The 12733-nt window shown below is 49.2% G+C and carries 4 protein-coding genes; all 4 read right to left on the bottom strand.

Going from position 1 to position 12733, the window contains the following annotated elements:
- Window positions 1–159 precede the first annotated feature (159 nt).
- The gene (locus tag ACFQRK_RS05390; RefSeq protein WP_379004411.1) at window positions 160–1533 is read right to left on the bottom strand and encodes a hypothetical protein; all 1374 of its coding nucleotides are present in this window, start codon (window positions 1531–1533) and stop codon (window positions 160–162) included.
- A 191-nt stretch (window positions 1534–1724) separates the two neighbouring features.
- Window positions 1725–2672, bottom strand: a complete 948-nt coding sequence (locus ACFQRK_RS05385) for a hypothetical protein (RefSeq protein WP_379004410.1) — start codon at window positions 2670–2672, stop codon at window positions 1725–1727.
- Between the two features lie 5 nt (window positions 2673–2677).
- A complete protein-coding gene (locus ACFQRK_RS05380) occupies window positions 2678–3973 on the bottom strand; it encodes an MBOAT family O-acyltransferase (protein WP_379004408.1) in 1296 nt (431 codons plus the stop codon).
- Window positions 3974–4275: 302 nt separating this feature from the next.
- On the bottom strand, window positions 4276–12726 hold the full coding sequence (locus ACFQRK_RS05375; protein ID WP_379004406.1) for an amino acid adenylation domain-containing protein: 8451 nt from the start codon (window positions 12724–12726) through the stop codon (window positions 4276–4278).
- Between the last annotated feature and the right edge of the window lie 7 nt (window positions 12727–12733).

Genomic DNA, 12733 nt, shown 5'->3' with positions numbered 1-12733 from the left:
ACGTTGCCCGGAATCGCACAATCGGTCAGCTAATTTGACAGACCACCCTCAAGTATGTATATATAAAAGTAGGTGTATGTTGACTAAATCAAAGGAAGAACGGCGCGAATATTTTATTTTGTAGGTGAAACACTACAAACGCTCAGACGAACGAAAGGCTCATTCAACAGCACCGATAGATGGCGAGCTCGTATTCCGCTGTGTGCGATAGAAATCGAACGCCAAGAAATTGGGTGATCCGTTCCTATACGCTTCTGATTTCGTCGATAGTCTGAAGTTTTTTTCGTCAATGATACCTGCAGCGCTCGCCGTCGCAAAATAGCTGTTATTGGATTCGTTGAGCTTGTCCAGCTCCATCGATAAGTAGCTGACAATAGGGCTCTTCGGGTGTGGGGTAGGTAGGTTATAAGCCAGGTTATTGTAAACTTCGCATGTGCCACCAAGCAGGCGATAGGCATCCAGCACCACGCCATACCAGTCTTGCGACAGGTTAAGGCGCCCACAGGTATTGTGGTAGACCTTTACATTGGCGTAGGTGGTTTGCTGTGGAATCATCATCCGCGCGAAGGATTGCGTTTCGAAGGCGGAATATTTCCGGGAACTGAAAACAATGTTATTGAAAATGTGGACCTCTTTGGGCGTATTACCCACGCTGACCGCCCAGGCCCGGATGGCATTGCCCTGATGGTTGCTGATGTGGTTATTATGAAACTTCCCATTCCCGATCAGGTGGAACATGGCATTGTGATTATTATTTTGCGTGTTGATGTCGGAAAAAACGTTTCCGAAAATGTCGTAATCTTCAACCATGCCGACGTAAATCACATCTCCCGGGGAGGGACAGTTTGAAACATCCGTATTGGAAACCTCCAATTTCCTTACCAAGCCGGTAATCTCCGATCCACTTATCCCCCCGCTAAAATGTATTAATCGTCCCGTATTCGTCGCTTTCAGATGGGCAAACTTTATATCCTGGGAATAGGAAGCCGTCGAACCATCGTATATTTTCTTGGGGTTATAGGAAATCACATAGTCGGCTACATTTTTGAATTCGGCATGTTGGTAAACGAAATGATTAATGTCTCCGCTTAATTCAACCGCCCGATGTTTGTTGTCCCTAAAAACGAAGCCGTTTTGTATTTCTTCGGAGCCATCGCCCGAAATGACGATATGCGAGACGTTGGCAATGGCCATGGTTTTGCGGTAACCCACAAATTCAACCAGTCCTTCGTTTTCGATACGAAAGGGGCACCCCGCGCTGCCGTGAAGGTTTCGAATCACAACTGAGTTATATTGTCCTGCCTGGATAGCTAAGGTGATATTACAAGCGTATGGTTGGGTCTCACCATCAATGATCAACACGCCTTCGCTGTTGCCAGTCAAAATAAGTTTCTGTCGAGGAACGTCCGGCTCCGGACCTGACGAATCGGACTCCTCTTCCGCTATTGGCGAAGGGATCACATTTTTATCGCACGAAGAAAAGAAGCAAATCAAACACAACAATACCGGCAGTAAGCGAAGTCCAGGTAACATTTTGTTTTATCAAAAGGTAGAAAAAAAATATTTTGTAGTAGAAACACTACAAAAGAAATAAAATATTGTCAATCAGGCAAGTTTTTGTTGGTTTTTTAGTCAAAGGTATTTGGCAGAACACCGGGAGTACGCGGTGTTCTGATTAGCAATTTTGGTAAATGCCGGGGAGACGACTTGTTATTCCGATCGTTTTAATTCACAATATCATGTGCTAATTCACTGGAATATCTCTCCGCGCCTTTTTTGTTCAGGTGGAATATGTCCGCATACAATTGAAACTTATCGGTGTAATTGGTATCCTGTGAGTAATCGTAAAATTTAACCGCAGGATAATCCGCCACAATATCCCGGAGTTTTTGGAGTTTAGTGCTGTTGAACGAATTCGAAAAAATGACGGGAGATACAACAACCAGCGTTTTTATATTTTTCTCTTCGGCTTTCCTTAAAAATTGACGGAGTAATGCGATGGCTTTCTCATCGTAAATATCTTTTTGTTTCTCTTCCGCTGCTGCCTCATGTACGGCATTGGCTTTCTGTATTTTGAATCCTTTTTCCCCCATCGACCGTTCAAGTGGTAGGTAGCCATTGGCATAATCCGGCAGCTTGTTTTTCAATAGAAAATTGTACAGACCGATAAACAGGGAGGAATTATACGGGTAAATATGGCTGTATAACTTCACAGGCTCCAAATCACTTGAATAGCTCACGTATTTTAGTAGTTCGGGGTGTTCATCGACGTAAGGAAGTAACGCGGAGAGTTTGTGGTATTTGGCCTCGCCGGCATTTAATTCCCATGGGGTAACGTCCAGGATAATCATTTTGGGCGTATACCTGTTCAAAATGACTTCCTGTAATGCCGCATAATAGGGGATCATCTGTCCATCCATCCCTACGTTGTACACGCTTTTCTTTAGCTTCTCAGATAGGATGGCGGGCGAGTAGTGTCTGATCGCTCTTGAACTTCCAAAAACCAGCACGTCATGTGTTGTGCTGTCCAGTGAATAGGTGATTTGCGAGAATTGTCCCTTTTCTTGAGAAAAATAAAGCTTTTTTAGAACAAATCCTCCAATCCGGTCAACAGCAACAACGAGAAGTATAAAGATTAAAAGTCTTTTGGCAAATCGTAGAAACCCGTTCATTTCTGTTAAAATTGAAAGTAGATAAACTGCCCACCGCTAAATACCCCAAATAAGAGGATAATGACGATTAGCGTTGCCATGCTCGTATACCTGACCCACATTTTGGGGTGATTGACTAAGTTTAGCGCGTTCGGGAAATACTCCATTTTGAACTCGATTAGAAAGAGTAACAAGATGGCGAAAAGACAATGAGCCATGTTATTTATGCCGCCGGTAAATGGCGTTTGTCCGAATGTCTTTAAGCTTGACAACATTGTAATGGCATCGTCAAACGTATTCGCCCGGAAGAATATCCACGTAACAGACACCAGCAGTATGGTGATCGCGATGTTGATAAATCCGGGCAGTTCGTAGGTTATGCCCCATTTTTGCTTCAATCGGTCGAATATGCTTGCCGTTATCAGAAAAATACCGTGAAGAAAACCCCATATCACAAAATTATAACTTGCGCCATGCCAGATACCACTGATCGTAAAAACGATCAATAGATTCAAGTACATCCTCGGCACGGGTACGCGATTACCGCCCAGTGGAATATATAGATAGTCCCTGAACCACGTCGACAGCGAAATATGCCACCTGCTCCAGAATTCCTTTATTGATTTAGAAAAATACGGTCTGTTGAAATTTTTCATTAGGTCGATACCCATCGTGCGGGCACAGCCAATAGCTATGTCGGTATAACCGGAAAAATCGCAATAAATCTGTACCGCGAAAAAGAGCGAAGCAATGGCCACGGTCGTCCCATTGTGCGAAGACGGGTGACCAAAGACGGAATCTACGTAGATGGAAAGGCGATCTGCCACCACCAATTTTTTAAAAAATCCCCAGAGCATCAGTTTTAAACCGGACACCATTTTTTCGTAATCGAACCGTTGTTCGGTATGAAACTGGGGGAGTATGTTCTGCGGTCGTTCAATCGGCCCTGCCACCAGCTGCGGATAGAACATGACGTATAAGCTGTAGATGCCGAAATGCCGCTCTGCCTTGGTCCTTCCCCTGTAAACCTCAATGGTATAGCTCATGGCTTGAAAGGTATGGAAAGAAAGGCCGATCGGCAGGATAATATCAAGATAAGGGATTGGGTTTTGGTAATGGAAATTGTTGAGCAGGAGACTTATATTATCATTTATGAAATTATAATACTTGAATACGCAAAGCACGCCGATATTGGCGATCAGGCTTAGAATGAGGAAGTTTTTACGTCTTTTACCTTCACTTTTCTCAATCCAGATACCGGCGATGTAATCCACGACAATGGTTCCGCCTAATATCAAAATGTAGACTGGAACAAAAGCCATATAAAAATAGCAACTGGCGCTCAGCAAGAGTAGCCAACGGTATCGGTGAGGCAATATAAAATATAGCACCGTTACTATCAGGTAAAACGCAACAAAAGCGAGCGAATTAAACAACATGTTTAAGGATTTTAGTTGTTTTGAATGTATTTTATTAGGTATCCAATTCGTTTGACGTATTAATATGCCGTTCCTCCGCTACCGTCAGGATCCGGCGATCAAAAATAACGCAGCCAACGTAAAATTGATAGCAAAACGCCTCCGATAATTACAATTGTAGTCAAAATTCTACAGCCATTGCCGTTTTAAGCGACCTCAGCCTCCGTTACCCGCTCCACAAGCAAACTTTCGTTGATGCTTTGCTGCAATTTCTCCGCGATGTCCGAGACGGACTCGGGATAGAACAATTGCGTATGCGCATGCTGGACCGGGACGATTTTTAGCTGATCACCGATTATGGGACCCCATCCGTTGGTTTGGTAATCGGCCAGATGCTCGGCTCCCGGTTCATCCGGGCTCCGGAAAAGGTACGCATTGATCCGGTAAGGCGTTACGTTGTATTTTCGCTGTGCCAGCGCATGGATAAGCTGTGCCTTACTTCGCCAATAGTCAGGGGGAAACAATTTTTGGTACCATCGCTTATTGATTCTGCTCACGGTATTTTTCAGCAAAACATCCACCAGCAGCAAACCGGCAAATAGGAAAGCCAGTTTCGCGGTGTATTGCTTGATACCTTCTTTGATAACAACCCAATAAAAGCCAAACCAACTCGTGAATCCACCAAATTGGAGTTTCGGTGTAAACGTATCGATCAGTCCGAGAAAATGTACCCGCTTGCCGATGCGCTCAAGCTGCTTGGCCATTTCAAATGCCAAGAGCCCACCCGATGAAAAACCGGCAAATGCATAGGGACCGCCCGGGTTTTGCTCGAGAATGGCTTTCACGTAATGGGCGGCGATTTTTTCCACCGTATTGGCGGCTTCGCTTTTCCCGCTTAACCCCATGCCTTGTATCCCGTACAAAGGTTGGTCGGCGTCCAGATAAGGCAATAGATTTCGCACATACAGGATGTCTAACAGCGCTCCATGCACTACATACAACGGAGGTTTACTGCCTTCCTTTTTTATCGGAATGAGGCAATCCCATTTCATGGGGTCTTGCTTTTCGTCGATCAGTTTTGCCTGTTGTTCGATGGTGGCATTCTCAAACAGGCTGCCGAGCGGCAACTTGATTCCGAAATGCCGGTGAATCTGATTCATCAACGTTACGGCAATCAGCGAGTGGCCGCCCAAGTCAAAGAAATCGTCTCTGATGCCAATATGCTCGACATGCAGGCAGCTGCGCCATAGCCGAATTAACTTCTGCTGCGTCTCGTTTTCTGCGGCGACCCTGCCATCGGCATTTGATGTTTCCACGGATTGCGTTGCGTTCTCCAGTGCCCTGCGGTCGACTTTTCCACTTTTCGTAAGCGGTACGCTGGGGACGATTGCCCATTCAGACGGCACCATGTAATCCGGAAGTTCCGCCTTCAGTCGTGCAATAACCCGTTGCCGTTCAAATGCTGCACCGGGCCGTACGACTACGCACGCCATGAGTCGCCTGCCATCCGTGTCATCCCGCAATATGACCACCGCTTCCTGTACTTCCGGTTGTTTGGTTAACGCGTGTTCGATTTCGCCCAATTCGACGCGAAATCCACGTAATTTGACCTGAGAATCCTTCCTGCCGATGAACTCTATGTTGCCATCCGGCAGCCGACGGGCTAAGTCCCCAGTTCGGTAAATACGCACAAGCGAATCGGTTGTCGAAGCACGAAAAGTGTTGAATCGTTCTGCGGTTTCGGCCGGCGCATTCAGGTAACCTTCGGCAAGCGCAACTCCGGCAATGCAAAGTTCCCCGATGACACCCGGCGGCTCCTCAATAAGCTCCGCATTTAGGATGAAAATATCCGTATTGGCAATGGGTTTCCCGATAGTGGGTAAAGCGGGCCACTCGTCGGTATTTTGAGGCAATTGAAGTTGCGTGACCACATGGGTCTCCGTGGGCCCATATTGGTTAAAAAGGATAGCACCCGTACGTTTGAAGAACGCTGCAATTTGCGGGGTGATCTTCAGCTGTTCACCTGCGGTCATCACCTCTTTCAGCGACAATGGCGTAGGGAGGCTTGCAGCGTGGTCTGCCAGCGATTGCAACGCTACAAACGGTACAAACAAGCGATGGATGTTATTTTTTTGGATATGTTGAAGCAGCTGTCCGGGATCCATTCGTGCTTCATCAGCAATGATCGATAATGTGCCTCCGGTAAGGAGCGTGGAGAAGATTTCCTGAAAGGATACGTCGAAGGTCAGGGGCGAAAAATGTAACGTGTTAAAGGCAGCAGTCGCCGTGGATGCCTCGATTTGCCATTTCAGCAGATTGACCAGTGCACGTTGACCCATGCAGACGCCTTTAGGTGTTCCAGTTGAACCGGAAGTGTGCAGGATATAGACAATTCGATCCGGTTCCGATGGAATCAGCGGTGCGGCGGTATCGGACGCTGCACATTGGCGAATCAGCGATTCGATGGTCAAGTGCTTTTCCACCGTCGGGAATGCGAATGGACCGCCCTCTTCGCTGATGACCGTTTTCAGCGATGCCCCGTTTACGATCTGATTGATCCGTTCCTGTGGATAGCGAAGGTCAAGAGGAAGGTACGCAGCGCCCGATTTAACAATGGCAATTAGGGTGACAATCGCGTCGATTGAGCGGTTCAATGCCATGCCTACCGCATCTCCGGGCTTTACCCCATTTTCCACCAATAAATTCGCGAGCTGACTGCTTTTCACATCCAGTTCCTTATAGGTCATGGTCCGCTCGACCGAGGATAGCGCGATTTGATCGGCATGCCGATGTACGGCGGTCTTGAGCAGCGTGTCCAATTGCGCATCATCGAGGGAATGGAAAGCAGCGCTGCGAGTTCGCTCAGTTGGCAGCAGCAACGAAACGCGGCCGACCTGGATGTCTTCATCCTGTCCCAGTTGCGTGATGATTTGCTCGAATCGTTGATGGAAGGCCTGGATGGTCTCCGGTTTGAACAACGCGGTATGGTAGTCCCATCGGATCCGCATCCCATCCGCATGTTCAATGGCATCGATGACGAGTTCAAAATTCTCGAAGAATTTTGGCGCCTCTTTCAGCTCGTTTCGCAGGCCGTGGAACAACGTGGTGCCGTTGTCCAGCCATACGCCGGTATTCAGTACCACCGAAATCAATGTGGGTCTGCTTTTATCTCTGGGGATATCCAGCTGTGGCAACAAGGTACTGAACGTTATTTTTTGGTGACTGAATGCTTCCAATAACTGGGCTTTCCTGGTTGTCAGGTAGTTCATGAAGGACGCATTTCCGTCAATTTGAGCACGCACCGGCAACATGTTGACGCAGTGCCCGATTAAATGTTCGCGATTGGTCAGGAGTTGACCTGCAGCAGGCATTCCGGTAATAACATCGGCCTGACCGGTCATCCGGTACAAAAACACCTCCAATACAGACCGGAGCACCATGGCCACACTGCAGTTGGCTTTTTTGCTGATTTGCTTGAGTATATCAAACTTTTCTGCCGCCAGGGAAAACGAAGCCCGGTCGCTTTGATACGTCCGTTTTTTCGGGCGTAGGTAGTCTGTCGGCAATTCGATTGGCAGGAGTTCACCCCGGAGCCTGGCTAACCAGAAGTTGACAACGGTTTCGTGTTCATTGCTCTGGTAATAGGTGTGCTCTTCCGATGCATAATCGCTGAACTTTGGCGCCGGGTCGATGTTCGGCGTTCGGCCCGTGGCAAACGCCGAATAAAACTCGCCCAGTTCGTTCATGGCGGCGTTATACGACCAGCCATCGAAAACAATGTGATGCGTTGTAAGGATAAGGTGATGCCGTTCGGCATTCAATCGATACAGCGATACCGCGAAAAGAATATCGCTTCTCAGATTGAACACGCGACTGGCGCATTTGTGCATTTCCCTTTCGATGCATGCAACCTGCTCGCGTTCAGTTAGGTCGGACAGGTCCCGGAAGGTCCAGTCGACATCCGCTTGGGTTTTTACGATCAGCTCGTTGCCATCGTCACTTAGGTTAGCGCGAAGTGTTTCGTGCCGATCGACGAGTTGCTGCGCCGCACGGCGCAGTGCATCCGGCTGAAGCGGCCCGATCAATTCCTGGTCGAACGTGATGGTATAGACATTATTGGCGCTGTCGCCGCCTACTTCGCAAGCCAACCAAATTTCCCGTTGCGGTTCAATCGTCGGTATCGTATAGAACGAAGGATGCGCGATTGCCGTCGGTTCCGTGCCGCTCGGATACCCAACGCCTTCGTCCAGGCGCTGTTCTTGTTGATCCATCTCGATCAACCGGGCAAGTTTTTCGATGGTCGAATTTTCAAACAGCGAGGTAATGGGAAGTCGTTTCCCGGTTTCGCGCTCGATGGCGAGCATGACCTTAACGGCAATCAACGAGTGCCCGCCCAACTCAAAGAAATTGCTTGTCGTACTGATATTCTTTAGTTGTAGCAAGTCGGACCAGATCGCTGACACCAGCTGTTCTGCCTGGGTTGCAGGTGCCTGGTAGTCTTCTACCCGCGTTGCGTCCAACGCTTCCGCTGGCTGGGGCAGTTTTGCACGGTCTATTTTGCCATTTGAAGATAGCGGCAGCCGGTTCAATACGACATAGAATGCCGGGACCATGTAGTCCGGCAAGGTTGCCTGTAAGGCGCCTTTCCATCGTTTGATCTGATGTTCGGGAAACGCCACTACCTGAATCGCTTCCTCCGCTTGCCAGGCATTCGTTGGCATGGGGGTATCCTTTGCAAGTTGAGGCCTTTCGGGAATTAGGGGTAATCCGCGGGGAATGAATACCGCTTCTATGCGCCCGTCAGAACCATCGGATGACCACCTGACGTGTGTAGCAAAACCCTGTTGCTCGCCGATGGCCCACAAATCCGAGGGGTTAAAGCCCGAAACCGGTATCGATTCCATCCGATCCTTCAATGCCCGGATGGGAGTGGGGCCTTCCGATTGATTGATCAATTGCAGCAATGCAAAATCCCGGCTCAGCCGGCTGTTCGGGATTTGCGTGATACGGATAATCTGATCGGGATGAGCGCTCAGCTGCTGTCGAAGCCAGGGCATATCCGAAGCGGTGCCCCACGTCAGTTCGATGCCGGGCGTAGCGGCTTTTGGTGCCGTGTCCCCAATGTACAGCCAAATATCATAGTGGCATTTGGTTCCTTCATTTAGGTAATCTCCGCCCCGTATCTGGACGTCAACGCTGCTTATCGCCGGAATCGCCGCCGGCAGGTTATAAAAGAACGTAGGGTCAACGCTTAATTCTTCTTCTTTCTTTATACGAAGCTCGATGATTTCTTTGAAAGCTTCGACCGTGGTTTGATCGCTCGTCACAGCCAGCTGATCGAGGTAAAAGTGCATGGCCACGGTGCCAAGCGTTTGCATATCGCCGATATAGATACAGCCGCCTGTTCTCAATGCCGTGGCAGCTTTCCGGATAACCTGTTCCAGGTACTGCAAACTGGGGAAATACTGCGCAACGCCATGCAGGAAAACCAGATCGTAGGCATGCGGTTCAATTCCGGTAAAATCGTCAGCCATGGCGGTATAAGCCCTGACGTGCTGCCATTTCTGGGGGTCGGCGGCCAGCTTTTCCTTCAGCTTGTTGATTGCCACTTCGGAATAATCCGTGGCAATATATTCTTCGACTCCGGACCCCAGGGCAAAAAGCAGGTGACCGCCACCGGTACCCAATTCGATGATTCTTTTGGCGTTCAGGGCTTTTAGGCGTTTCAAGCCTTCATTCGTCCATTCCACGCCTTGTTCCTCGATTTGCTCGCCCTTGTAATATTGGGATACAATGGCCAGGTCCAAATTCTGATCGGCCAATGGAAGTGCTTCTTCACTTTTTACACCCAGCGTATATAAGTCTTCCCAGCGATCTTTCCAAAGTGACGCGTCGTTTGCGTCGGGAACAATATAACCGACAAGGGCCTTATCCCCGGCCTTATTGTCTACCACATGAACTACCGCATCTTTTACGCCGCTTTGTTGAAGCAGGCACTGTTCGATTTCTGCCAGCTCGATCCGGTGCCCCCTAAGCTTGATTTGACCGTCAACCCTGCCTACGTACTGGATTTCACCATTGGGTAGGTATTTGCCTAAATCCCCGCTTTTATACATCAACCTGTTCGGTTCACGGGCAGCGGTGACTGGAACAAACGCATTGGCCGTCAATGTCGGTTCACCCCAATAGCCCTCGCTTACGCAGTCGCCCGATATGCACAGTTCGCCTACCTGGCCGACGGGTACGGTATTGCCGTCGCCGTCAAGTAGATAAACTTTCGTGTTTCTAAGCGGCTTTCCAAGGGTAATCGGGGCATCCGCAGATACAATCCGCTTGTTTAGGACCGCAACGGTTGTTTCGGTTGGGCCGTAAACATTCCACAGCGACGTGCAACGCGCTAATAATTCGGCAGCCAATGCCTGACTCAGCGGTTCACCACCGCTTTGGATAGTCATATCCAAGCGGGTATTCCAACCCGCGTCGATGATCATTTTCCAGACACTTGGGGTGGTGGCCATCCAACTGACTTGGTGCTCAAGCATCAGATCGTGGATACGGCGTCCATCCCGGATCGCATCGTCATCGGCAACGATCAATTCCGCCCCCGATACCAGGGGTAAAAATAACAGCATGGAGGCATCAAAGGATATCGGGGTGATCGACAGGAACCGGTCGCTGGCCATTATACCCGGCTCCTCTTGGGTACTGATCAGAAAATTGACCAGATTGGAATGCGTTACTTTCACGCCTTTGGGCCGTCCCGTTGAGCCTGATGTAAAAATGACATACAGCAGATCGCGGCCTGTAACGGCGGTAGCGATCGGTTCGTCTCCATAACGCGTCGAAGCAGCGTGCATGTGCGCCGTTGTGACGGTCTTGATTGTCGCAAAGGCGGACGGCCGGTCGACAATCACGAGCTTAGCATCGACGGTATTGAGCATTTGTTCAATCCGTGTCTGTGGCAGGTGGGGATCTATGGGTACGAATACGCCACCCGCCTTCATGGTCGCCAGCAGCGAAGCAATGAGATCGATGCTTCGGAAAAGGACAATCCCAACCCGGTCGCCCTTGGTCAGGCCGCAATCGGCGAGGTATTTCGCATACCGGTTGGATTGCCGTTCCAACGCTTCGTAGGAAATACGTTGACCGTGAAACGAAATCGCTGTCTTCGCCGGATATAACGCTGCAGCCTTTTGAAACATCTCGTGAACCGTCTGTGATTTATCGTAGGTTAACGCCGTATTATTCAGCTGGTCAATAACCGCCTCTTCGTGGCCGTCGCGTAGACGGAAGGTGCTTATGGCATGATGGGGGTGCTGCAGTATGCAGCTTAGCAGGTGAAGAAATCCCCTGATCATTCGATCGATGCTGTCCTCGGCAAAAAGCGCCGTGTTGTACGACCATTCCAACATGTATTCGCCTAACGACTGCGTGAGATTCACCGAAAAGTCGAAAACATCGAATTTCCGGCGATTGGACACGATGGCATACTCCAGTCCCTGGAAAACGATTTTTTCGCTGATGCCGAGGTCCACATTGAAGACGGTGGAAATCAACGGCAATGCAGATTGCTGTCTTTTAATTTTTAGCGCCTTCAAAATGGCACCGTAACTGACGAGCTGATGGTCATAATCGTTCAATAAAGCCTTCTTTCGCTCAGCCAGATAGGCAGAAAACGATTGTGCCGGTTTTACCGTGCATCTGATCGGCAGTAAGTTGACACAATGCCCCACGAGATTAAAGCTGCCGGTTGCCAATTGCCCGGAAGTGGGTAATCCAAAGGCGAATTCATGCTGGCCGGTTACTTTGTAGAGGTAGACTTCGAATAAGGCAATCCATACGTTCACCATGCTGGTATTGGTGGATTGCCCGAGTTCTTTTAGCTGGTGGATAACCTCTTTGTCGATGCGGACATCTTTCCGGTTGCTGGCGTAGGTACGCGTGGCAGTGCGTGGGTAATCCAGCGGAATGTTAATTTCCGGAACTTCACGCGTGTATTTTTCAACCCAGTAGGACAGCGAAGTTTGGTAATCCATCGTGCTTTCATGCGCGTTCAGTTCCGACGCATAACGCGTAAAGCCGGTAGCGGGCTCAAGATCGGCACTTTCGCCTGTCAGATATGCCGTATACAGCGCACCCAGCTCTTCCAGGATAACACCAAAAGACCACCCGTCGCAAACCAAGTGATGCGCCGTCAGCCGGACATGGTGTTCCGTTTCGCCCAGTTTAAAAACGGCAACTCTGAATAGCGGGCCCGCGTTCAGGTCAAAAGGTGCCGCAGCATCCTGGTCTCCATACCGTTCAAGAAATACCGTTTGTTCGGCGTCCGGAAGCGAAGACAAATCTGTATAGTGCGGCTCGATATAACGCTCGGAATGAATGCAGAAGTACTCGCCATTTGCACTGATTGTAGACCGAAGCGCTTCATGCCGACGGACAATGTTTTGCAGAGCGTATGTTAGCGCGTCTGGCTTAAAATCCCCACGGAGAATCAACGATAGCGATTCGTTGTAGGAACAGTTGGCCTCAATACCCCCGATGATACACGCCGTCCAGATTTCTTCCTGGGATTCGGTCAAGCGCATTGTTTTTTCGATCTCGCCATCTGCAAAAGGGTCGAAATCAACGGCATGGGTCGTATAGTTTTTGGATTCCACGGTAGCG

Origin of the sequence: Parapedobacter sp. GCM10030251, assembly GCF_042666505.1 — a bacterium.
In the GTDB taxonomy this organism is placed as follows: Bacteria; Bacteroidota; Bacteroidia; order Sphingobacteriales; family Sphingobacteriaceae; genus Parapedobacter.
Note: the sequence above shows the minus strand (reverse complement) of the source record. Positions and strands in the feature narration are given on the sequence as shown.